Raw genomic sequence first — 20084 nt, 5'->3', positions numbered from 1 at the left:
GAATTTGGGTCAGGAATCCGGCCGGTGAGGTGAAGTGCTCCGATACTCCAACCATCCGGACTGTTCACCTCTGACATGAAACTCCCCGGCGGAAGCATCGCAATGCGTCCGCCGGGGAGTGATCGGAGGGTGGTTCATACAAGGGGGTGAACAGGAGAAATTATTGAAGTGTCGTCATACCGGTTCTTTCCGGGATTCTGATCAATAGCGCAGGATCGCCAGGTACGGCTCCGGCCGGGATTCATCTTCGTAGGCCATCGGCTTAATTTTCGCGCCGGTCGCAGTCAGATCATTGATGAGGCTGTCCAGCTCCTGCGAATCCTCGCTGATGTACTGCTCATTGACCAGGAATTCGGCGACGCGCCCTTCCTGAGCCAGCTTGCGGATTTTAGCCAGATCCGTCTCAGCCCGGTTGTCACTCAGCGCCACGGAGGCCATGTCGGTGGTTTTCTGATATTTTGCCTTGCGCCGGTCCTCCATGATTTTGGTGACGGTATCCCGGATCTGATGAGCATTCAGCGAGTCCAGCGGTTTATCGATGGCCGCCTCCGCGTAGAAGTCGCCTTTGGCGATTTCCCGGAAGGCAGAAAGATTTTCCGTTGTTCCGGACAAAATTACGGGCATGGGCTGATCTTTGTACAGACGGGTAAAAGCGTTATCCAGATACCGGAAATACTTTTCCCGATCCTTGCGCTCTTCTTCAGCTTTGGACCAGCCGCCGTGGTAGGATCCGACCAGACCGTTGAAGTTGCCGGAGCCTCCGTCCGAATCCGGATCGAAGTCGTCAAACAGGTCATAGAAGTCCTGTTCCAGACCCGCCGGACGAACCGCCTTTACAGTATGTCCGTCAAAGTAGTAGAGCCTCAGCCGGTTTCGGCTGATATCGGCCAGGAATGCTTCCGGTTCGCCTTCCTGATATTTTAACAGGGGCAGGACATGGAATTCATGGCCGATCTTGATCGAAGCCGGAACAGGATAGGTGAGATGATGAATCCGAGTTTCGGCCTCTGAGGCGAGAATGCCAATGCCTCCCTTGGTACGGTTCCAGAACATGATGTCCTTCTGGAGCTGGTTTAATTCATCCATAACCCGGACCAGGGTTCCTTCCGGGAACTCCTTCAGTTTTTCCTCGGCGTCTCGTAATAGATTCTTGAATACGATGGGGTCCTGACGATTTTCAGGATCGGAGAGATGTGTCGGCATGAACAGGGAGAGTTTCGCTCCATCGGTTTGCTTCATTGGCTGCTTGAGCGTTTCATTCATATCCATCGTCCTCCAGTTCTTATTGATGAGCTGGATCCCCTGAGGGGATCCGGTCAGGCGAAAGTCGCTTTTCGTTGATATTATTTCCTATCGTTATACTTTATATAATTATAGCAACGATTATCTCAAAATAGTGTCAAACCGGAAAACGTTAAGAGAAGTTTTATAGAAAAGTCTTATTTGATGAAAAAGAGACACCCGGTAAAGGATGTCTCTCTTATAACGAACTCAGGAGCTCTCTATCTGGCAGGTTCGAAAGGGATGCCCCAAGTCCGCATCGGCAGGGACAAATCCCGAAGGGCAGCGGACCGGACCGAAGTGAGTATCAGTACCGCTTCCAGGTGTGCTTCATGAACAGCAGCAGGATCGGATAGATTTCCAGGCGGCCGGCGATCATGCCGATGGTAAGAACCACTTTGGAGAAATCCGAAAAATCGTTGTAGCTGTAAATCGGTCCGACCATGCCCAATCCCGGGCCGATGTTGTTGAAGGTCGCGGCCACAGCGGAAAAGCTTGAAACGAAATTCGGCACATCCGGTGATACCAGCAGCACCAGTCCCCAAAAGACAATGCAGTAAATCACGAGATATTTCAGGACGCTGTCCGTCACGCTTTTCATGACCGCCCGGTTCTCGTACCGGACCACCAGGGTCCGCTTGGGCTCCCGCACCCGGCGCAGTTCGGACAGAGCATTCTTGGCCAGAATCCCGATTCGGGATACCTTCAGACCGCCGGCGGTGGATCCGGCCATGGCGCCTACAAACATCAGCAGCAACAGGATGATATGGGTCTGCATGGGCCAGGTCGCGTAATCCACTGTAGTGAACCCAGTTGTTGTAATGATGGAAGATACCGTAAAGAAGACATGGCGCAGGCGTTCGGTCAGTGGTCCGTACAGGTCTTTCAGATTATAGGAAATGAAGACAATTGCCCCGGCGATGATGGCCAGGTACCAGCGCAGCTCCTCATTCTTGAACACAGCCTTCCAGTTGCCGGCCAGAAGGAAAAAGTAGAGGTTGAAATTCACCCCAAACAGGATCATGGCGATGCTAAGCACCATTTCGATATAAGCGCTGTTATAGGGGAAAATGGAGCCGTTGCGGATGCCAAACCCTCCGGTGCCGGCGGCGCCGAAGCCGTGCAGCATGGAATCAAACAGCGGCATGCCGCCCAGCATCAGAAACAGTACCGTCAACGCCCACATCCCCAGGTAGACGATATAGAGAATCCGGGCGGTGCTGCCGGTTTTGGAGACGATTTTGCCAAATACCGGCCCCGGCACTTCTGCCTTCATGATATGGACGGTATCGTCTCCCATTCTGGGCAGGATGGCCATGGTGAACACCAGGATTCCCATGCCGCCGATCAGATGGGTGAAGCTGCGCCAGAACAGCATGGAATGTGTCAGCGCCTCCACGTCAGTCAGAATACTGGCTCCGGTGGTGGTAAAGCCCGAGGCTGTTTCAAACAAGGCATTGACCAATGACGGAATCTGGCCCGAGATAAAAAAGGGCAGAGCACCGAAAAAAGACAGCACCACCCAGGACAAACCGGTAATGACGAGGCCCTCCTTGGTATAGAGCTTGTCGATCACCGGCTTCTTGCGTCCCAGCAGCGCGCCGCAAATGACAAGCAGCACCATGGTAATCAGGAATGACCAGGCGTTAATCGGCGCTTCGCGGTAGATCAGAGCCACGGCCACCGGAAAGATCATCAAACTGGCTTCAACCCATAAAACCCGCCCGATGGCCCAGCCTACAATTCCATAGTTCATGCCTTGCCCTCCAGAATATCGTCGATATCGTCAAACAGCTTGCTGGTCGTGACCACCAGCACCTGATCGCTGCACTGAATCGTCGTATTGCCATCCGGATAGATGATCTGGCTGCCGCGCAGGATGCAGGCAATGATGGCGTCTTTGCGGATTTTCAGTTTGCGCAGCGGGACGTTCAGTGCTCGGCTTTCCTTGTTGATGGTGAACATCAGAGCTTCGGCGTTGTTGCCGGCAATCCGATAGATGTCATCGACATTGGATGACCGGGATGATTCCACCGAGCGAACTTTTTTCAGAATCCGGTTGGCCACCAGGAACTTGGGGGTGACCACCGCGTCAATGCCTTGGTTCTGGAGGAGCTTCAGGATGTTGGTGCGGTTGACCTTCGTGATGATCTTCTGCACGCCTTTGTGGAGGCCGAACAGCGAGGCAATGATGTTCTCCTCGTCAATTCCGGTAAGAGTGACCATGCAGTCATAGGATGAAATCCGGGCTTCTTCCAGAAAATCCTGATCGGAACCGTCACCCTGCAGAATCCGGGCGAAGGGAAGCTGTTCCGACAGCTCTTCTGCCCGGGCTGGGTCCACCTCGAGGATGGTGATTTCCTTGCCGCTGGATTCCAGGAGCTTGGCCAGATAGAACGAAATATGGCCGCCCCCCAGAATCAGGACGCTGCGGATGGTCTTTTCGGAGCGGCCGACCAGTGTGTAAAAGTTGCTGATGGCACTGCGCTCCCCGACGATAAAGAAGTTGTCGCCGGTCTGAAGTCTGGTGGTGCCGTCCGGAATGATCACCTCGCCATTGCGCTCGATGACCGTAACCAGAATAGCTCCAAACCGCTGCCGGAACTCTACCAGGGGCATATTGTGCAGTTTGCTGCCCGGATCGATGTGCAGTTCAATCAGACTGACCCGGTTATTGGAAAAACTTTCGATATTCAGCGCATGGGAATTCCGGATCAGCCCCGCAATGTGGAAGGCGGCCTCATAGTCCGGATTAATCAGCACATCCAGCCCCAGTCCCTGATTGAGCATGTTGTTCTTGTTGGTATAGATGGGATTGCGGACACGGACCGTGGTATGGTGAGCTCCCAGATGCTTGGCCAGGATCGCCGCGATCATGTTGACCTCATCGGAGCTGGTTACGGCAATGAACATGTCCGCCCGATGGATCTCCGCTTCCATCAGCGTTTCATAGTCCGCCGCATTCCCCACAATTCCGGTGATGTCGTTCATGTCAATGATATCCTGAAGGATCTGTTCTTTCATTTCTATTAAAAAGACGTCATGGTTGGCCTTGGACAGTTCCTGACACAGGAACGTACCAACTTTCCCCCCGCCTCCGATTACAATTCTCATACGTACCTCCTCATGCGGTATAGCCATTATACCAGCCTTTTTCCGTAGTTACCAAACGGTCCGTCGGTCCCTGTGTCCCGATCGGATCCGCCTGTGTCTTCAGGTCCGGGCCAGGCCGGGAATTCGGCCAACAGTACGGTCAACGGGATGCTCAAACCATGCCCCCTGGACAAAGCAGGTGGTATCGTCCTGGATCAATGGCCGGACCGAAAACCCCTTCGGATCCAGCGGAGCAAACCCAAGCACCGCTTCCCGGATGCCGCCGCCGAATCCCTGGATCACCTGATGCAGGTTGACGGGATCCGGCCCAAATACCTCATGCAGAATCAGGGTATCCCCCTGGATTTCGGCAATCACCCAGGCGTTTTGCTCCTCCAGATAATACACCGATTCCGGCATGAACTTCGTCAGGTAGAACAGCAGCAGGGGTACCGGATCCTGAAGCCACATGCGGTGCTGAATCGCGCTGGCGCGAATCGCTTCCACCAGCCGGGCCCGGTCTGCATCACTATGCAGCGGCAGGCTGCGGACGCGGGCAGTGCCTTGATTGATCACAGCCTTGTAAAACTCCTGCTCGGTATGGGGACGAAAGCCAAATTTAGGATAAAGGCCGACCACCGAGTCATTGGCATAAAGAAACCACCCGTCTGTCTGACCGCCAAAATCCCGGCGAACCTCATCCAGGAGAAGCCGGATCCAGCCTTTTCCACGCTCGGACACCCGTGTCATCACGGTTCCCAGCTGCAGCAGCCGAGCCGGCCGGTTGTCGTCCAAGAACACCATGGGGCTGACCGAGACATTGGCAATGACCTCACCCTGTCGAAAAATCGAATACGGGATATAATTCTCATTCCAGCACCCCAGTTGATACCAGTCTTCAAAATCCAGTCCAAAGACAGAAGTCGCCAGCCGGTTAAAGGACGCTCTTTGTTCCGGATCTGCCTGATAGCCTTTGATCAGGCGAATCGGATCCGATTCCGTCATTTGATTCATCCTCTGCCCCTCACTTTCAAACGATCTAAACTCATTATAAGGGATGATGAATTCTCATGCGAATGCGACGGTGCATTCGGGAGATCCTCCGAATAGTTCCTGTATGCGCAAATGCAGTCCTGGATAAGCAAAGCCAGCCCTGCTGCCAAACCTGCCTCCGATCCCTGGCAGGGATGACCATGGGCGTTTATGATCTGAAGTCGGAAAGGACTCGTAATAGAGAAAAAAAGGATGTTTCAATGCAATGCAAGTTTGAAAACATCCTTTTGATATTCGATTGGTGGTGAGATCCTTATCTCTTGGAGAACTGAGGAGACTTACGAGCTTTCTTCAAGCCGTACTTCTTTCTTTCCTTCATTCTGGAATCTCGGGTCAGGAATCCTGCTCTCTTCAATTCCGGTTTGAGGTTCTCATCGGATTTGACCAGGGCGCGGGAAATTCCGTGGCGGATTGCTCCGGCCTGTCCGGTGGTTCCGCCGCCGTGGACGTTAACCAGGACATCAAATGTGGCTTTCATTCCAACGAGTTCCAGCGGCTGATTAACGATCAGACGGGTGGTTTCCATCGGGAAATAGTTTTCGAATTCTCTCTTGTTGATGATGACTTTGCCTTCACCGGGAACAAGTCTTACTCTCGCAACGGATTTCTTTCTTCTTCCTGTGGCCATGTATTGAACTTTTGCCATTTACTGATTTCCTCCCCTTAGTACTTCAGTTCCAGAACTTCTGGATTCTGTGCAGCGTGAGGATGTTCGGATCCTCTGTATACCTTCAGCTTTGTTGCCATCTGACGGCCAAGGACTCCCTTGGGCAGCATTCTTCTGACAGCTTCAGTCATTGCGAATTCAGGCTTCTTTTCCATTACCACACGGTAAGGAGTTTCCTTCAGTCCGCCCGGATACAGGGAATGATGACGCAGCATCTTCTGATCCAGCTTCTTGCCGGTCAGAACGACCTTCTCTGCATTGATGATTATTACAAAATCACCTGTGTCTACATTGGTAGTGAACTCAGGTTTATTCTTTCCTCTCAAGATTGATGCAACCTGACTAGCCACTCTACCAAGAGGCTTTCCGGCAGCATCGACGACATACCATTTTCTTTCAATTTCTCCAGCTTTCGCTAAATATGATTTCATCTTTAAACCTCCCGTTTTACTGTCCGCTGTAAAAAATAGGATTCGGGGCTAGTGAATCCTTACTTTTTCATATAACAAACATTAGTATTATATTACACGCATCGGCGTGTGTCAAACGAATAATGCACTTTTTCGACCTAGAAACAAATTTTTCTCAGACGGGGCACAATGATCGGATGAATCACCTTCATGATGCGTCCAACCAGCAGCGCTGAGAGCACGGTTCCTTCGCGCACCCCCGACACATTTTTCAGGAATAGAAAGGACAGCAGAATCGCTGTGGTCACCACAGTGGTATCCAGCATGATTTTCACATCGGAAAAGGTCCGTTTGGGGAACAGTCGGTCGCGTACGGCCACGGTCAAAGCCTCCATGGGCATGTTGATGAGGTTGACATTGACATAGAGAACGACGCCGATACTGATCAGGAGCATGCTGATGCCCAGCATCAGGAGCTGTCCGGGGTAAGTCGGAATTCGGAAATCCCCTAGCAGTACTTTTGTAAAATCCACAAAGTAGCCGAACAGGACGGAAAACAGGAGCTGCGTCAGATCGATCCAGCGGAATTTTTTGCCCAGGAGTATCATCTGAAGCGCGATGTAGATCAGGTAGCTGGCCATAACCATAAGTCCGAGATTCAGGCCGGTGATCAGGCTGGCGACATAGGGCAGCGAGCTGACCGGGGATACACCCAGTCGGGAATTGACGGAAAAAGCGACGCCCAGAGCCAGGATAAACAGGCCGATGACATAAAAGAGGAACCGAACGGCCAGTTTGGCCGTGGGCCGCGGCAGCTGCATCAGCATATGACGTGCCTCCCGTGGTTGTCCCATGCTGTCTGAGGATGGGAAGATTTATTCATTTGTTTCAATGGATTCACTCCTTGTTCTGATGGGTTGCTGCGGTGATGGCCGCGCGGTCGTTGTCCGGATTCTGTCCGGGACTGGCTGTGGGTCTGAATACGCGATGAATCAGGAGAATCAGGAGATTGTAAATTAGAAAAACGGCCCCAAGATAGACCGGCCGCGGCAGCTGGCTCAGCTGTTCGGAAAACATCGGGGGAAACTCAAAATAGCTGTAATTTCCCTGGATCCTTGGATTGAGCCAGAGGACAAACAAATTGAAGGCATTGGTGAAGAACAGACTGAAGATCAGTCCCTGCCTGGTCAGGCGGATTTCCTCCACCGCCAGGAGATAAGCCACGGCCCAGACCATCAAAAGGTGGCCGCCAAAATAGGTAAAGCTGGTAACGTGGGGAAAATGCATCGGATACACCACCGGGAAGACTAAGGCCAGGACACCCCCGAAGGTTCCCCAGTAGACCGCCAGGTGTCTGGCCCAGGACTGTCTGGTCAGAAGCGCCAGCAGGATGGCCAGAATGGCTGTGCGGCAGATATACAGGGGCAGTCCGTCGCCCAGTGTAAAGGTCCCGGCCAGCGCGTACCAGCCATACTGGGTTACCTGCTCCAGCAGCAGCCCGCCGATGAGGAACCGGCGGAGTCTTTGACGAGGATCCCGCTTCAAGGGTTCCCGCCAGTTCCGGATCATCCAGATTCCGGCCAGAGTCAGTCCCATCAGCAGAAAGTGGACTGGGGTAAACAGCGGAAACCGGTAATCTTCCCAGTTTCCGCGAAAAAAGTAATCCAGCATCGCCTTAAGATCCATGAAAATTTCCATCCCGTCCAATGTCCTGCGGGTCATAGGCAACGCCTTCCAGCATCAGCCCCCGAGCCGGAGCCACCCGTCCGGCTTTGAGACGGTCCCCGTGCATTAAGGCCTCCCTCACCTCTTCCAAGGTGCGGGTTCCGTGTCCGACATAGAACAGGGTGCCGGCGATAATCCGGACCATGTTATACAGAAATCCGTCGCCTGATACCGTCAGGGTAAACACGCGGTCCTGCCGGTCCAGGCGGATGTCATAAATCGTGCGGGTAGTGGACTGGACGGAGGATCCGGTGGATCGGAAGGCCCGAAAATCGTGGGTGCCGCGGAAAAGCTCCAGGGTCTCGCCAATGGCCGCGAAGTCGAGCTCCCCTTTTTCCTGGGCAACGTACTGGCGGCCGACTGCCAGATCGGTGTCGGAATTAATGAACCGGTAGCAGTAGGTTTTGGCTCGGGCATGCTTTCGGGCATGAAATTCCGGCGGCACGGCAAAACTTTCCCGGATCCGGATGTCCGCCGGCAGAACGTTGTTCAGCGGGAACTTAATGCGGTCGGGAGGGATCGTAGATGCGGTCCGAAAGTTCATGACATAGCAGCTGGCGTGGACGCCGGCATCGGTGCGGGAACAGCCGGTGACCCGGACCGTCTCGCCGGTGACGGCAAGGATCGCACGTTCCATCTCATTCTGCACCGTCCGGCCGAAATCCTGAGCCTGCCAGCCGTTGAATCCGGTCCCTTCAAATTCCAGGACCAGCGCGATGTTGATCAAATCCCGGGTCATCTCGGTGCTACCACAGACCAAGGCGCGGCAGGCCGGTCACAACAACCAGCAGCAGGTAGAGTGCCAGGGCTCCGTAAGCCAGGAAATCACGCTTTCGGTAAGCCAGTTCCTTCATGCGGGTCCGGCCTTCCCCACCCCGGTAGCAGCGGGCTTCCATGGCCATGGCAAGGTCCTCGGCCCGACGGAAGGACGATATGAAAAGGGGCACCAGCAGCGGAATCAGACTCTTGGCTTTCTTGACCAGGTTTTTTGAATCAAAGTCGGCTCCGCGGGCCATCTGAGCTTTCATGATCTTATCCGTTTCATCCATCAGAGTGGGAATGAAGCGCAGCGCGATGGACATCATCATGGCCAGCTCATGGGCGGGCATCCCGAAGCGGCGGAACGGGTTCAGCAATTTTTCAATGCCGTCGGTCAGCTCAATCGGCGACGTGGTCAGCGTCAGGAGTGAAGTGCCCATAATCAGAAGCACCAGGCGCAGACTCATGAACAGAGCCAGCCGGAGACCTTCCCGGTAGACCCGGAGGAAGCCCAGCTGCAGAATGGGATCGCCGCTGCCCCCCGTCAGGAACAGGTTGAGCAGTGCCGTGAGCAGAATCAGCATGAAGACGCCCTTGAGCCCCTTGTACAGGAACTGGAATCTGACTTTGGCCAGGTAGGTAATCAGCAGGATAAAACCAAAGACCACGGCATAGGCCGTATAGGTCCGGACCAGGAACAGGGAGGTGATGAACACCAGGGTTGCCAGAATCTTGGTCCGGGGATCCAGCCGGTGGATCACCGAATCACTGGGAATATACTGACCCAGGGTAATATTCTTGATCATTTGCACTCACCGCCTTTTCCCAGAGCTGCCGCAATTGCTTCGGCCGCCTCCCGGACATGGATGATGTCGGAAGGCACGTCAAAGCCGTGTTCCTTCAGCCGGCGCATCAGATAGGTCACCTGAGGCGACGCCAGGCCCATGGCTTCCAGCCGGTCCGCCTGGGAGAAAATGACTTTGGGTACATCCGCCATGACGACCTTGCCCTCATACATCACCAGGACCAGGTCCGCCAGATCGGCCACATCCTCCATGGAATGCGATACCAGGATCGTCGTCATGCCGTAATTCTCATGCAGCCGCTTCAGCTGGGACAGAATCTCTTCCCGGCCACGGGGATCGAGTCCGGCAGTCGGCTCATCCAGGATGAGGACGCGGGGCTCCATGGCCACCACACCGGCTATGGCAACGCGGCGTTTCTGACCTCCGGAGAGCTCAAAGGGACTTTTATGCCGGTATTCCTCAAAATCCAGGCCCACCAGCTCAATGGCCCGGCGAACCCGGCTGGCGATCTCGTCTTCGGTTAAATTAAGATTGCCCGGACCGAAGGCCACGTCCTTCTCGACGGTTTCTTCAAACAGCTGATACTCCGGATACTGGAACACCAGACCCACTTTTTTGCGAATGTCCGATTTCTTGACGTTCTCGGCATGGATGTCCACCCCATCGACCAGAATCCGGCCGGAGGTTGGCTGAATCAGCCCGTTGAAGTGCTGGATCAGCGTGGATTTTCCCGAACCGGTATGGCCGATGAGAGCCACAAACTTTCCTTCCGGGATTTCCAGACTGATGTCATCCAGCGCCTTTTTGGCAAAGGGCGTTCCGGGTGAGTATTCAAATGTTACATGTTCTGCTTTAATTGACATAATATACCAACCATTTCATCGATGGTCAGAATGTGCGTATCGATCGGGATGCCGGCTGTCTGAAGCAGATAGGCGACTTCCGTGACCTGGGGCACATCCAGCCCGATTGCTTTAATTTCCTGAACCCGTGAAAAGACATTGACCGGAGTATCATCCATCATGATGCTGCCTTCCTCGATGACCACGATGCGGTCAGCCTGGACGGCTTCTTCCATATAATGGGTAATATGAATGACGGTAATGCCATAATCCCGATTGAGCTCGCGCACTGTTTCCATGACTTCCTTGCGGCCGGAAGGATCCAGCATGGCCGTCGGTTCATCAAAGATAATGCACTTAGGCCGCATGGCAAGGATTCCGGCGATGGCAATGCGCTGCTTCTGGCCGCCGGACAGCAGGTGCGGCGCATGCTTGCGGAATTCGTACATCCCGACTTCCTTCAGTGCCTTCTCCACCCGCTGGCGGATCTCCTGGGGCGGAATCCCCAGGTTCTCGCAGCCGAAGGCTACGTCCTCCTCCACAATGGTGGCTACCATCTGGTTGTCCGGGTTCTGGAATACCATGCCGGCTCGGGAACGCACTTCCCAGGTATTGGCGGGGTTGGTGGCGTCGATGGAATCGACCCAGATCCCGCCGCGAACCGGCAGCAGCAGCGCGTTAAAATGCTTGGCCAGCGTCGACTTGCCGGATCCGTTGTGACCCAGGATGCATAGAAACTGGCCCTTGGGAACCGTCAGCGTGATATCCTTGATGGAATATTGAATTTCGCTCTCGGGGAGCGCAGTCTGATTTCCATCTTCATCGTATTGGTGATAATAATGATAAAGATGTTCCGTTCTGATCATTGGATCGCCGGGCAATCCCGTTTTTTCGTCCATAGCATGGCCCATCCTGACGTTAAATTTTTGCTGGCCGCACAATGACAGCCAGACTTTTAAAATTGAGCATAATTGTACTTCTAAATTATATATGAAGGGGAACGAGTTCTCAATGTAAGGGCTTGTCTTCCACGAGATTTACCAGTACAGATTCCCCGTCCGGACTGATGGAGGATTCTGAATAAGTGTCCGGCATCCTTTCTCCCGGATCCAGGATGCCTTGCCTTCCGGACCCCTCCCTGCCGGCACAGAGCGGCGGCGCATCCTGTCATTGGGTTGAAATCCCTCCGGCGGAGGATTATGATGAAAGAAAGGGGATGATTCCATGACGAAAAAAAAGTCGATTCTGATCGCCCTGTCGACGATCCTGTTCTTCGGATCGTTCTTCCTGACCTGGCTGGATTATCGAACCCAGACCGATCTGACGGGCCTTGATTTTGTACAGCAGTATCGGTTCCTGTTATTGGCACTGTCGCTGCTGGCAGTTATTCTGCTGGTCCTTGGACAGTATTCCATGACCTCAGGACTGTTTGTCCTGCTGTTTCTGGCGGAGCTTTTCTACGCGTCTGCCCGGAATATGAACCGACTGGCGCCCGGCTTCTATCTGTCGCTGATCATGACCGTGGTCACCGGCGTGCTGGTAATGACTCTGAAGGATCAGCCCAGCCGCAACATCCTGCGCCGGCACGGAACGACGTCCCTGCTGCAGCAGGAAGAACCGGAAGCTCAGGAACAGACGCAGCGCTGATCTGTGGTCAGCACCTGCTTCCTGCGATTGCTGGAGAATAACCCTCTCCGGTCTTTGGATATTAAATCAATATATGACAAAAGCCGGCTGTGAGCCGGCTTTTTCATATTGGGGATTAAACCAGTTCCAGGATGGCAACTTCCGCTGCATCGCCCCGTCTTGGTCCCACTTTGTAGATTCTTGTGTATCCGCCTTCGCGTTCTGCGTACTTCGGTGCGATTGTGTCGAATAATTCGGCAACCACCGCTTCCTCCGTGATAAAGGCCAGAGCCTGTCTTCTTGCATGAAGATCGCCTCTCTTGCCGAGAGTGATCATTTTTTCAGCAATGGACTGGGTTTCCTTGGCTCTTGTATATGTTGTCTGAATGACACCATGCTTCAGGAAGTTTGTTACAAGGCTTCTCAGCATGGCTCTTCTCTGGTCAGTACTTCTGCCAAGTTTTCTTTCAATAGCCATTTTCTATCCTCCTACTCGTCGCTCGTTTTCAGACCTAAACCAAGGTCTTTTAATTTTCTTTCAACTTCTTCCAGGGACTTTTTACCCAAATTCCGGACTTTCATCATGTCTTCCATGGATTTATGGGTGAGTTCCTGAACCGTGTTGATGCCTGCCCGCTTGAGGCAGTTATAGGACCGAACCGAAAGATCCAGTTCTTCGATGGTCATCTCCAGAACTTTTTCCTTCTTATCTTCCTCTTTTTCGATCATGATCTCCATGTCATTGTTGTTGTCCACTAACGTCATGAAGAGTTTGAAGTGCTCGATCAGGATCTTCGCAGACAGGCTGATCGCTTCTTCGATTTTGATGGTGCCATTGGTCCAAAGCTCCAGAGTGAGTTCATCATAGTTCATGACCTGGCCGACCCGGGTGTTGTTCACCGTGAAGTTTACACGCTTAACCGGCGTGTAGATGGAGTCGACTGGAATCGTCTGGAGTGAGTGTTCCTCAGACTTGTTGTTCATCTGAGACACATATCCGCGACCGCGGTCAATGGCGATCTCGATATAGAGCTTTGCGTTGTCGTCCAATGTCGCGATGTGGAAGTCCTGGTTGACGATCTCAACGTCACCGTCGGTCTTGATATCAGCGCCTGTTACTTCACAGGGACCCACTGCATCAATGTAGATGCTCTTCGGTCCGTCGCCCTGCATTTTGATGGCAAGGTTCTTGATGTTAAGTACGAGTTCAGTGACATCTTCCTTCACACCGGGAACGGTGGAAAATTCATGGAGTACCCCGTCAATCTTGACGGAGTTGGGGGCTACACCGGGCAGCGAGGAGAGAAGAATTCTTCTCAGGGCATTGCCCAGGGTGATGCCGTAACCCTGCAATAAGGGTTCCACCACGATTTTTCCATAGGTCCCGTCTTCATTGGTCTCAACGACCGTTATTTTTGGCTTTTCGATTTCCAGCATTGATTTAAAACCCTCCTTGATGATTTTGGCAACTATACGTGAGGGCAACTGATCTATTCACGTACCATGTGCCGCCCGATCGCTCGGGCGGGGTGAATGTATCCCTCAGGACTACATTCTCCTTCTCTTGGGGGGTCTGCATCCATTGTGCGGGAGCGGAGTGACATCCTTGATCATGGTCACTTCGAGTCCGGCTGCCTGGAGGGAACGAATCGCAGCTTCTCTGCCTGAACCAGGTCCCTTGACGAAGACTTCGATGGTTCTCAGGCCATGCTCCATGGCTGCCTTGGCAGCGGTCTCTGCAGCCAGCTGAGCTGCAAAGGGAGTGCTCTTTTTGGAACCCTTGAATCCAAGTGCTCCGGCGCTGGACCAGGACAGGGCATTGCCAGCCGCGTCAGTGATCGTAACGATGGAGTTATTGAAGGTCGACTGGATATGGGCCTGGCCGCGTTCGACATTCTTGCGTTCTTTTCTTTTTCTTGTCTTCTTGACATTCTTAGCTTGTGCCATTTTCCTGCCTCCCTACTTCTTCTTATTCGCGATGGTCTTTTTCTTGCCTTTTCTGGTTCTCGCGTTGGTTTTGGTTCTCTGGCCGCGGACCGGCAGACCCTTTCTGTGACGCATGCCTCTGTAGCATCCGATTTCGGACAGACGCTTGATGTTCAGAGCGATTTCTCTTCTGAGGTCGCCTTCCACCTTCACGTTCTTGTTGACATAGTCACGCAGCAAGTTTTCTTCTTCTTCTGACAGGTTCTTCACCCGGATGTCCGGGTTTACGCCTGTTTCAGCCAGGATTCTTCTGGCTGTGGAAATTCCGATTCCATAAATATATGTTAATCCGATTTCTACCCGTTTTTCCTTCGGTAGATCGATACCAGCGATTCTCGCCATATTCCTATTACACCTCCGTGTTTAAATTGATCAACTAGCCCTGTTTCTGCTTGTGCTTGGGATTTTCACAGATAACCATGACCTTCCCTTTACGCTTGATGACTTTGCACTTTTCGCAGATCGGCTTTACTGATGGTCTTACTTTCATCGTTCAAACCTCCTTATTTGGATCTCCAGGTGATTCTGCCCTTGGTCAGATCGTAGGGTGACAGTTCTACCGTCACGCGGTCGCCCGGCAGGATCTTAATATAGTTCATTCTGAGTTTTCCTGAAATGTGTGCTGTAATGCAGTGGCCGCTCTCCAGCTTAACCTGGAAATTGGCGTTGGGTAGAGCCTCTAATACCTCTCCCTGCATTTCAATTACATCGTCTTTTGACATAGGTAATCAAACCTCCTTTTTGCGATTCGTTAAAAATTGCTTGATCCGGTCATCGCCTTGTTTTGTTTCCGTCCAATCCATGGGGATGGGATTCAGGTTTTCGGTGCAGACGATGTGTTTTTTGTTTTTCCGTTTCGGTGAGCTGACGGTTTTCTGTTCTCCATCCGCCACCCGGACAAAATAGGCATCGATGATCTCCACCACCACGTAGTGCTTGCCGCGGTCGCGTCCTTTGACAGACAGGACTTCGCGTCCCAGTAATTCTTCCATGGATCAATCTCCTGATTACCAATAGTCATAAATCCGTGAGGGAATTTATAACTAAGCAGCACGATCAACGTGCGTTAAATCGTTAATGTCAACAGCTGCGGACCGCCAGACGTCAGTGCCACGGTATTTTCATAATGGGCAGACAGGCTGCCATCGACCGTTTTCACTGTCCATTGGTCCTTGAGTACTTTCACTTCATAACTGCCCACATTAACCATGGGCTCGATGGCAAGAACCATTCCTTCCCGCAGCACCACTCCCGCTCCTGGTTTCCCATAGTTGGGGACATTGGGCTGCTCATGAAGGTTTCGTCCGATGCCGTGACCTACGTAATCCCTCACCACGCCGTAGCCGGACATGGTGAGATAGGATCCGATGGCGTGGGAGATATCGCCCAGCCGGCCGCCTTCCCGGAACATCTCGACTCCCTTGAAAAAGGACTCTTCTGTGATCCGGATCAGGTCTTTGGCAGTCTGGCTGACTTCACCCACGGCGAAGGTCCTGGCGGCGTCCCCGTGGTAACGGTCAATCATCGCTCCCATGTCCACCGAGATGATGTCGCCGTCCTTCAGAATGACCTCTTTCGAGGGAATTCCGTGGATAACCACATCATTGACCGATGCACAGATGGAACCGGGAAAACCGCCGTACCCCTTGAAGGACGGTACCGCCCCTTGCTTAGTTATAAATTCTTCTGCAATCCGATCCAGATGTGCCGTGGAGATGCCGGGGCGGATGTTCGCTTCCATCAGTCGGAGCGCTTCTTCCACAATCCGGCCTGCGACCTTCATCTTTTGGATCTCGTTGTTATTCTTGAGTATGATCATGGAGTCTGACCTCACTCAGTACTTTCACAATGTCATTAAAAATCTGATTGATGGCCCTGGTGCCGTCAACGGATTTCAAGATGCAGCGCTCATCATAGAAACTGATGAGGGGTTTGGTTTGCTCGTCGTACACATCCAACCGCTCTTCCACTGTTTCCGCCTTGTCATCCAAACGCTGAATCACCTGGTGTCCGCAGATGTCACACGTGTCTTTCTTCAAGGGCGGATTATGCTTCAAGTGGTAGGACGCCCCACAGGAGGGACAGATCCGTCGGCCGGTGATCCGGTCGAGGATCGCTTCACGAGGGACTGCGATCAGTAAGGCACAATCCAGCTGATCGTGTTTTCTCCTTAGCATTTCCTCAAGGAAATCAGCCTGCACAACCGTTCTGGGATAGCCGTCCAGGAGATAGCCGCGGTGGCAGTCTTCCTGATTGAGCCGGTCCTCAATGAGGTCCAGCGTCAGTTGATCCGGGACCAGCTGACCGGCATCCATGTATCGCTTGGCAGTTTTGCCGAGCTTGGTTCCCTCTGAAATATTTTTTCTGAAAATATCACCGGTGGAAATATGCGGAATGTTGAAATACTTGCTGATACTTTGAGCCTGAGTCCCTTTTCCTGCTCCCGGTGCGCCTAAAAGAACAATTTTCATGCTACGCTCCTATTTCAGGAAGCCTTTATAATGCCTTGTCATCAGCTGTGATTCCAGCTGTCTGATGGTATCCAGGGCCACCCCGATCACAATGAACAGAACGGTTCCACCGAAATTCATCTGCTGATAGCTCGAATCCAGTTTGCCGATCAGTAACGGGAAGATCGCAATGACAGCCGCAAACAACCCGGCGTAGAACGCCACACGGTTGAACACGCCATCCAGATAGTTCTCAGTTGCCTTGCCCGGTTTGATGCCATTGACATAACCGCCGGACTTTTGCATGTTCTCCGCCATTTCTTCCGGCTTCATGGTGATCTGGGTATAGAATACGCAGAAGAAGACGACAAGAATAGCGTAAACGAGGATGTACATCCAGGTTTCCCGGTTGAACGGGTTGAACCAGGCTTTGGAGATCGTCATGGTTTCCAGGATCTTGTTGTTCGGGAACAGCTGATACAGTGTTGCCGGGAACTCCATCATGGACATGGCGAAGATGATTCCAAGAACGGCTGACGAAGCGACGCCGATGGGGAGGTGCTGGGTCTGGGCTTTGGTCGCCCGGCCATTAACCATCCGACCGGCATACTGTACGGGAATCCGGCGTTCTCCCAGGGAGAAGTAGACTACACCGATGAAAAGCGCCAGGAGCAGCAAAGTGACCAGGATCGCGTTCATGGGATTGCCGGAAGCAGTCAGTGCCATCTGCTGCAGCGTCTGCGGCAGTCTGGAAATGATATTGATGAAGATCAGAACCGAGATACCGTTTCCGATTCCATACGAGGTGATCTGATCGCCCAGCCACATGAGGAAGAATGTTCCGGCCACGAGGGTCAGGATAATCAGAATAACGGCGGATGCGCTGCGGTTGCTGACCGCGCCGGTGTTGGCGACCAGAACATAGGTTCCGTAGGCCATCAGGGCTGAGATTGCAAGGGCTGCATACCGGGTCCAGTTCTGGATTTTCTTCCGGCCTTCTTCGCCTTCCTTCTGGAGGTTTTCCAGGGGCGGAATGGCGACGGTCAGAAGCTGCATGATAATTGAGGCATTGATGTAGGGAATGACGCCCAGTGCGAACAGACTGAAGCGTCCCAGTGCACCGCCTGAAATCAGGTTGTACAGACCGAGCAGGTCGCCCTGATTGGTCAGTTTGGCTAATTCCCGTGGATCAACGTAAGGTACTGTGATGTGATTTCCAAGGCGGAAAACAAAGACGATGAGAAGCATAAATAACATTTTTTTCCGCAGTTCTTTTGTTTTCCAGGCATTGGTAAAAATCTCAAACATTATAGAACCTCCGCTTTTCCTCCAGCAGCTTCAATCTTTTCAGAAGCAGACTTAGAGAACTTACTTACCTTTACAGTTAATGCTTTTTCGATAGTTCCGTTTCCTAAAATCTTAACGCCGTCAAGCTTTTTGGAGATCACGCCTTTCTCTAAAAGCAGCTGTTCGGTCACTTCAGTTCCATTTTCAAATATGTTCAAACGATCCAAATTGATGGCATTGTATTCCTTGCTGAAAGGATTGGTGAAGCCTCTCTTGGGCAACCGCCGGAACAGAGGCATCTGTCCGCCTTCGAAGCCGGGTCTTACACCGCCGCCGGTTCTGGAATTCTGACCTTTTTCTCCTTTACCGGAGTTTCTTCCAAGGCCTGATCCGGTTCCGCGTCCAAGCCGCTTGGGGGCTTTTCTGGATCCTTCCGGGGATTTGAGCTCATGTAATTTCATCGTGTTACACCTCCTTGACTAAAAAATTATTCTTCTACCTTCAGGAGATAAGAGATCTCCTTGATCATGCCGTTGATGGCATCATTGCTCTCTTTTTCAACCGTCTTGCCGATTTTGGACAAGCCCAGGGCCTTGGCGGTCGCAATGTGAGATTTCTTTCTTCCGATCAGACTCTTGGTCAGTGTAATCTTCATTGTTCTCCTCCTATCCCCGGATCTCGTCAGCGGTCTTGCCGCGAAGCTTGGCGATCTTATCTGCGGAACGCAGTTCAGACAGGCCGTTCAGCGTAGCGCGAACCATGTTTCTGGGGTTGTTGGATCCCAGGGACTTGGCGCGAACGTCTTTCAGTCCGGCAAGTTCAAGGACTGCTCTGGCAGGTCCTCCGGCGATAACTCCGGTACCTTCCTTGGCGGGCATGATCAGAACGCGTCCGGTTCCGAATATACCGTCGATGGAGTGAGGTACTGTCGTTCCGTCCAATGCGACCTCAATGAGGTTCTTCTTGGCGTCTTCGATTCCTTTTCTGATGGCTTCCGGAATTTCAATGGACTTGCCAGTTCCGACACCAACATGTCCGTTTTCATCTCCAACGACAACGAGTGCGCTGAATCTGAAATTACGTCCACCCTTGACAACCTTCGTTACTCGGCCGATTTTAACGACTTTTTCTTTCAGGTCCAGTGTGCTTGGATCAATTCTCAATTGATGTTACCTCCTTCTAGAATTCAAGTCCTGCTTCTCTTGCGGCATCCGCAAGGGCTTGGACTCGTCCATGGTAGATGTAGCCGCCGCGGTCAAATACAACTTTGTCGATTCCGGCATTCTTGGCCTTCTTCGCTACTGCTTCGCCGACTTTCTTGGCAGCTTCGATGTTCCAGCCAGTTCCTTCAAATTCCTTATCCAGGCTTGAGGCGGCAACCAGGGTAACACCCTTTGTATCATCGATGATCTGAGCATAAATATTCTTTTCGCTCCGGTAGACAGAAAGTCTGGGACGCTCGGAAGTGCCTGTGACTTTTCTTCTCACTCTTACGTGACGTCTTTCTCTGGAAGCGGTTTTGTTTTCCTTCTTAAACATCGCGATTCACTCCTTTACTTACCAGTCTTTCCGACTTTACGACGGATCTGTTCGCCTTCGAACTTAATACCCTTTCCAAGGTACGGTTCCGGCTTTCTCCATTTACGGATATCCGCCGCCATGTCGCCGACCTTTTCCTTGTCAATTCCCTTGACAATGACTTTGGTCGGAGCCGGTGTTTCAAAGGTAACCCCTTCCAGGACGACGATTTCAACCGGATGGGAGTAACCCAGGTTCATGACCAGCTTGTTTCCCTGAACACTGGCTCTGTAACCGACGCCGTTGAGTTCAAGGTTCTTCTGGTAACCAGCGGTAACACCGACAACCATGTTGTTGATGAGAGCTCTGGTCAGGCCATGCAGGGCACGGTCTTCCTTCAAATCGGAAGGTCTGGTTACAACGATCTCGTTGTTCTCATTCTTCTCGATATTCATTCTATTGTTAAACGCTTTTTCAAGCTGTCCTTTTGGTCCCTTGACAGTGACGACATTGTCGTCTGACACTGTGAAAGTTACACCATTGGGAATTGCTATCGGCGCTTTGCCTACTCTTGACATACT

General features: G+C 52.4%; 28 protein-coding genes. 1 reads left to right on the top strand and 27 read right to left on the bottom strand.

The window, feature by feature from the left end; genetic code table 11:
- Nucleotides 1-201 precede the first annotated feature (201 nt).
- The 12 genes from P6M73_RS02420 to P6M73_RS02365 all read right to left on the bottom strand — a co-directional run bounded on the left by P6M73_RS02420 (nucleotide 202) and on the right by P6M73_RS02365 (nucleotide 11535).
- Nucleotides 202-1263 carry a baeRF3 domain-containing protein gene (locus P6M73_RS02420; protein WP_277854563.1) on the bottom strand — a complete coding sequence of 354 codons (1062 nt, stop codon included), beginning with the start codon at nucleotides 1261-1263 and terminating at the stop codon, nucleotides 202-204.
- A 325-nt stretch (nucleotides 1264-1588) separates the two neighbouring features.
- Nucleotides 1589-3037, bottom strand: coding sequence for a TrkH family potassium uptake protein (locus P6M73_RS02415; RefSeq protein WP_277854562.1), 1449 nt, complete (start codon nucleotides 3035-3037; stop codon nucleotides 1589-1591).
- Nucleotides 3034-4395 carry a Trk system potassium transporter TrkA gene (gene trkA, locus P6M73_RS02410; protein ID WP_277854561.1) on the bottom strand — a complete coding sequence of 454 codons (1362 nt, stop codon included), beginning with the start codon at nucleotides 4393-4395 and terminating at the stop codon, nucleotides 3034-3036. Before trkA ends, P6M73_RS02415 begins: the two co-directional genes overlap by 4 nt.
- A gap of 99 nt (nucleotides 4396-4494) precedes the next feature.
- Entirely contained in the window at nucleotides 4495-5388 is an 894-nt protein-coding gene (locus tag P6M73_RS02405; RefSeq protein ID WP_277854560.1) for a hypothetical protein, read from the bottom strand.
- Between the two features lie 292 nt (nucleotides 5389-5680).
- The gene (rpsI, locus tag P6M73_RS02400; RefSeq protein WP_277854559.1) at nucleotides 5681-6073 is read right to left on the bottom strand and encodes a 30S ribosomal protein S9; all 393 of its coding nucleotides are present in this window, start codon (nucleotides 6071-6073) and stop codon (nucleotides 5681-5683) included.
- Between the two features lie 17 nt (nucleotides 6074-6090).
- Nucleotides 6091-6525 carry a 50S ribosomal protein L13 gene (gene rplM / locus P6M73_RS02395; protein WP_277854558.1) on the bottom strand — a complete coding sequence of 145 codons (435 nt, stop codon included), beginning with the start codon at nucleotides 6523-6525 and terminating at the stop codon, nucleotides 6091-6093.
- 137 nt (nucleotides 6526-6662) lie between these two features.
- Nucleotides 6663-7331: a YczE/YyaS/YitT family protein gene (locus P6M73_RS02390; RefSeq protein WP_277854557.1), complete on the bottom strand. Its 669-nt coding sequence runs from the start codon at nucleotides 7329-7331 to the stop codon at nucleotides 6663-6665.
- Nucleotides 7332-7401: 70 nt separating this feature from the next.
- A complete protein-coding gene (locus tag P6M73_RS02385; protein ID WP_277854556.1) occupies nucleotides 7402-8190 on the bottom strand; it encodes a YwaF family protein in 789 nt (262 codons plus the stop codon).
- Complete coding sequence (gene truA, locus P6M73_RS02380; RefSeq protein WP_277854555.1) at nucleotides 8180-8968, bottom strand: tRNA pseudouridine(38-40) synthase TruA; 789 nt, start codon at nucleotides 8966-8968, stop codon at nucleotides 8180-8182. The genes P6M73_RS02385 and truA overlap by 11 nt, the downstream gene beginning before the upstream one ends.
- Nucleotides 8969-8975: 7 nt before the next feature.
- Nucleotides 8976-9794 carry an energy-coupling factor transporter transmembrane component T family protein gene (locus P6M73_RS02375; protein WP_277854554.1) on the bottom strand — a complete coding sequence of 273 codons (819 nt, stop codon included), beginning with the start codon at nucleotides 9792-9794 and terminating at the stop codon, nucleotides 8976-8978.
- The gene (locus P6M73_RS02370; protein ID WP_277854553.1) at nucleotides 9791-10657 is read right to left on the bottom strand and encodes an energy-coupling factor transporter ATPase; all 867 of its coding nucleotides are present in this window, start codon (nucleotides 10655-10657) and stop codon (nucleotides 9791-9793) included. Before P6M73_RS02370 ends, P6M73_RS02375 begins: the two co-directional genes overlap by 4 nt.
- A complete protein-coding gene (locus P6M73_RS02365; RefSeq protein ID WP_277854552.1) occupies nucleotides 10633-11535 on the bottom strand; it encodes an energy-coupling factor transporter ATPase in 903 nt (300 codons plus the stop codon). Before P6M73_RS02365 ends, P6M73_RS02370 begins: the two co-directional genes overlap by 25 nt.
- Nucleotides 11536-11860: 325 nt before the next feature.
- Between P6M73_RS02365 and P6M73_RS02360 the strand changes: the two genes are divergently transcribed.
- Nucleotides 11861-12283 carry a hypothetical protein gene (locus P6M73_RS02360; protein ID WP_277854551.1) on the top strand — a complete coding sequence of 141 codons (423 nt, stop codon included), beginning with the start codon at nucleotides 11861-11863 and terminating at the stop codon, nucleotides 12281-12283.
- Nucleotides 12284-12398: 115 nt separating this feature from the next.
- Here the strand turns inward: P6M73_RS02360 and rplQ are convergent, their stop codons facing one another.
- From rplQ to rplF, 15 genes are all read right to left on the bottom strand, one after another.
- Nucleotides 12399-12740 (bottom strand): 50S ribosomal protein L17, encoded by a 342-nt coding sequence (gene rplQ, locus P6M73_RS02355; RefSeq protein WP_277854550.1) that lies wholly within the window; start codon nucleotides 12738-12740, stop codon nucleotides 12399-12401.
- Nucleotides 12741-12751: 11 nt separating this feature from the next.
- Nucleotides 12752-13699 carry a DNA-directed RNA polymerase subunit alpha gene (locus P6M73_RS02350; protein WP_277854549.1) on the bottom strand — a complete coding sequence of 316 codons (948 nt, stop codon included), beginning with the start codon at nucleotides 13697-13699 and terminating at the stop codon, nucleotides 12752-12754.
- 111 nt (nucleotides 13700-13810) lie between these two features.
- A complete protein-coding gene (gene rpsK, locus P6M73_RS02345; protein WP_277854548.1) occupies nucleotides 13811-14209 on the bottom strand; it encodes a 30S ribosomal protein S11 in 399 nt (132 codons plus the stop codon).
- A gap of 12 nt (nucleotides 14210-14221) precedes the next feature.
- Nucleotides 14222-14590 carry a 30S ribosomal protein S13 gene (gene rpsM, locus P6M73_RS02340; RefSeq protein WP_277854547.1) on the bottom strand — a complete coding sequence of 123 codons (369 nt, stop codon included), beginning with the start codon at nucleotides 14588-14590 and terminating at the stop codon, nucleotides 14222-14224.
- A 34-nt stretch (nucleotides 14591-14624) separates the two neighbouring features.
- Entirely contained in the window at nucleotides 14625-14738 is a 114-nt protein-coding gene (gene rpmJ / locus P6M73_RS02335; RefSeq protein ID WP_002509257.1) for a 50S ribosomal protein L36, read from the bottom strand.
- A gap of 13 nt (nucleotides 14739-14751) precedes the next feature.
- On the bottom strand, nucleotides 14752-14970 hold the full coding sequence (gene infA, locus P6M73_RS02330; RefSeq protein ID WP_277854546.1) for a translation initiation factor IF-1: 219 nt from the start codon (nucleotides 14968-14970) through the stop codon (nucleotides 14752-14754).
- A 6-nt stretch (nucleotides 14971-14976) separates the two neighbouring features.
- The gene (locus tag P6M73_RS02325) at nucleotides 14977-15240 is read right to left on the bottom strand and encodes a KOW domain-containing RNA-binding protein (RefSeq protein ID WP_277854545.1); all 264 of its coding nucleotides are present in this window, start codon (nucleotides 15238-15240) and stop codon (nucleotides 14977-14979) included.
- Nucleotides 15241-15314: 74 nt separating this feature from the next.
- Nucleotides 15315-16067, bottom strand: a complete 753-nt coding sequence (gene map, locus P6M73_RS02320; protein ID WP_277854544.1) for a type I methionyl aminopeptidase — start codon at nucleotides 16065-16067, stop codon at nucleotides 15315-15317.
- On the bottom strand, nucleotides 16048-16719 hold the full coding sequence (locus P6M73_RS02315) for an adenylate kinase (protein ID WP_277854543.1): 672 nt from the start codon (nucleotides 16717-16719) through the stop codon (nucleotides 16048-16050). The genes map and P6M73_RS02315 overlap by 20 nt, the downstream gene beginning before the upstream one ends.
- A 9-nt stretch (nucleotides 16720-16728) precedes the next feature.
- A complete protein-coding gene (gene secY / locus P6M73_RS02310; RefSeq protein WP_277854542.1) occupies nucleotides 16729-18006 on the bottom strand; it encodes a preprotein translocase subunit SecY in 1278 nt (425 codons plus the stop codon).
- The gene (rplO, locus tag P6M73_RS02305; protein WP_277854541.1) at nucleotides 18006-18446 is read right to left on the bottom strand and encodes a 50S ribosomal protein L15; all 441 of its coding nucleotides are present in this window, start codon (nucleotides 18444-18446) and stop codon (nucleotides 18006-18008) included. The genes secY and rplO overlap by 1 nt, the downstream gene beginning before the upstream one ends.
- 26 nt (nucleotides 18447-18472) lie before the next feature.
- Nucleotides 18473-18640 carry a 50S ribosomal protein L30 gene (rpmD, locus tag P6M73_RS02300; protein WP_277854540.1) on the bottom strand — a complete coding sequence of 56 codons (168 nt, stop codon included), beginning with the start codon at nucleotides 18638-18640 and terminating at the stop codon, nucleotides 18473-18475.
- Nucleotides 18641-18650: 10 nt separating this feature from the next.
- On the bottom strand, nucleotides 18651-19148 hold the full coding sequence (gene rpsE, locus P6M73_RS02295) for a 30S ribosomal protein S5 (RefSeq protein WP_277854539.1): 498 nt from the start codon (nucleotides 19146-19148) through the stop codon (nucleotides 18651-18653).
- Nucleotides 19149-19164: 16 nt separating this feature from the next.
- Nucleotides 19165-19524, bottom strand: coding sequence for a 50S ribosomal protein L18 (gene rplR, locus P6M73_RS02290; protein ID WP_277854538.1), 360 nt, complete (start codon nucleotides 19522-19524; stop codon nucleotides 19165-19167).
- A 14-nt stretch (nucleotides 19525-19538) separates the two neighbouring features.
- Nucleotides 19539-20081: a 50S ribosomal protein L6 gene (rplF, locus tag P6M73_RS02285; protein ID WP_277854537.1), complete on the bottom strand. Its 543-nt coding sequence runs from the start codon at nucleotides 20079-20081 to the stop codon at nucleotides 19539-19541.
- Between the last annotated feature and the right edge of the window lie 3 nt (nucleotides 20082-20084).

Source organism: Anaerococcoides asporogena (genome assembly GCF_029590275.1).
In the GTDB taxonomy this organism is placed as follows: Bacteria; Bacillota; Clostridia; order Clostridiales; family Clostridiaceae; genus JG1575.
This window is presented reverse-complemented; position numbering and strand designations above follow the sequence as displayed.

Excerpts from the sequence above, each read along its gene's own strand:
- P6M73_RS02420 (WP_277854563.1), bottom strand. The coding sequence starts at position 1,263 with ATGAATGAAACGCTCAAGCAGCCAATGAAGCAAACCGATGGAGCGAAA.
- P6M73_RS02415 (WP_277854562.1), bottom strand. The coding sequence starts at position 3,037 with ATGAACTATGGAATTGTAGGCTGGGCCATCGGGCGGGTTTTATGGGTT.
- trkA (WP_277854561.1), bottom strand. The coding sequence starts at position 4,395 with ATGAGAATTGTAATCGGAGGCGGGGGGAAAGTTGGTACGTTCCTGTGT.
- P6M73_RS02405 (WP_277854560.1), bottom strand. The coding sequence starts at position 5,388 with ATGAATCAAATGACGGAATCGGATCCGATTCGCCTGATCAAAGGCTAT.
- rpsI (WP_277854559.1), bottom strand. The coding sequence starts at position 6,073 with ATGGCAAAAGTTCAATACATGGCCACAGGAAGAAGAAAGAAATCCGTT.
- rplM (WP_277854558.1), bottom strand. The coding sequence starts at position 6,525 with ATGAAATCATATTTAGCGAAAGCTGGAGAAATTGAAAGAAAATGGTAT.
- P6M73_RS02390 (WP_277854557.1), bottom strand. The coding sequence starts at position 7,331 with ATGCTGATGCAGCTGCCGCGGCCCACGGCCAAACTGGCCGTTCGGTTC.
- P6M73_RS02385 (WP_277854556.1), bottom strand. The coding sequence starts at position 8,190 with ATGGATCTTAAGGCGATGCTGGATTACTTTTTTCGCGGAAACTGGGAA.
- truA (WP_277854555.1), bottom strand. The coding sequence starts at position 8,968 with ATGACCCGGGATTTGATCAACATCGCGCTGGTCCTGGAATTTGAAGGG.
- P6M73_RS02375 (WP_277854554.1), bottom strand. The coding sequence starts at position 9,794 with ATGATCAAGAATATTACCCTGGGTCAGTATATTCCCAGTGATTCGGTG.
- P6M73_RS02370 (WP_277854553.1), bottom strand. The coding sequence starts at position 10,657 with ATGTCAATTAAAGCAGAACATGTAACATTTGAATACTCACCCGGAACG.
- P6M73_RS02365 (WP_277854552.1), bottom strand. The coding sequence starts at position 11,535 with ATGGACGAAAAAACGGGATTGCCCGGCGATCCAATGATCAGAACGGAA.
- P6M73_RS02360 (WP_277854551.1), top strand. The coding sequence starts at position 11,861 with ATGACGAAAAAAAAGTCGATTCTGATCGCCCTGTCGACGATCCTGTTC.
- rplQ (WP_277854550.1), bottom strand. The coding sequence starts at position 12,740 with ATGGCTATTGAAAGAAAACTTGGCAGAAGTACTGACCAGAGAAGAGCC.
- P6M73_RS02350 (WP_277854549.1), bottom strand. The coding sequence starts at position 13,699 with ATGCTGGAAATCGAAAAGCCAAAAATAACGGTCGTTGAGACCAATGAA.
- rpsK (WP_277854548.1), bottom strand. The coding sequence starts at position 14,209 with ATGGCACAAGCTAAGAATGTCAAGAAGACAAGAAAAAGAAAAGAACGC.
- rpsM (WP_277854547.1), bottom strand. The coding sequence starts at position 14,590 with ATGGCGAGAATCGCTGGTATCGATCTACCGAAGGAAAAACGGGTAGAA.
- rpmJ (WP_002509257.1), bottom strand. The coding sequence starts at position 14,738 with ATGAAAGTAAGACCATCAGTAAAGCCGATCTGCGAAAAGTGCAAAGTC.
- infA (WP_277854546.1), bottom strand. The coding sequence starts at position 14,970 with ATGTCAAAAGACGATGTAATTGAAATGCAGGGAGAGGTATTAGAGGCT.
- P6M73_RS02325 (WP_277854545.1), bottom strand. The coding sequence starts at position 15,240 with ATGGAAGAATTACTGGGACGCGAAGTCCTGTCTGTCAAAGGACGCGAC.
- map (WP_277854544.1), bottom strand. The coding sequence starts at position 16,067 with ATGATCATACTCAAGAATAACAACGAGATCCAAAAGATGAAGGTCGCA.
- P6M73_RS02315 (WP_277854543.1), bottom strand. The coding sequence starts at position 16,719 with ATGAAAATTGTTCTTTTAGGCGCACCGGGAGCAGGAAAAGGGACTCAG.
- secY (WP_277854542.1), bottom strand. The coding sequence starts at position 18,006 with ATGTTTGAGATTTTTACCAATGCCTGGAAAACAAAAGAACTGCGGAAA.
- rplO (WP_277854541.1), bottom strand. The coding sequence starts at position 18,446 with ATGAAATTACATGAGCTCAAATCCCCGGAAGGATCCAGAAAAGCCCCC.
- rpmD (WP_277854540.1), bottom strand. The coding sequence starts at position 18,640 with ATGAAGATTACACTGACCAAGAGTCTGATCGGAAGAAAGAAATCTCAC.
- rplR (WP_277854538.1), bottom strand. The coding sequence starts at position 19,524 with ATGTTTAAGAAGGAAAACAAAACCGCTTCCAGAGAAAGACGTCACGTA.
- rplF (WP_277854537.1), bottom strand. The coding sequence starts at position 20,081 with ATGTCAAGAGTAGGCAAAGCGCCGATAGCAATTCCCAATGGTGTAACT.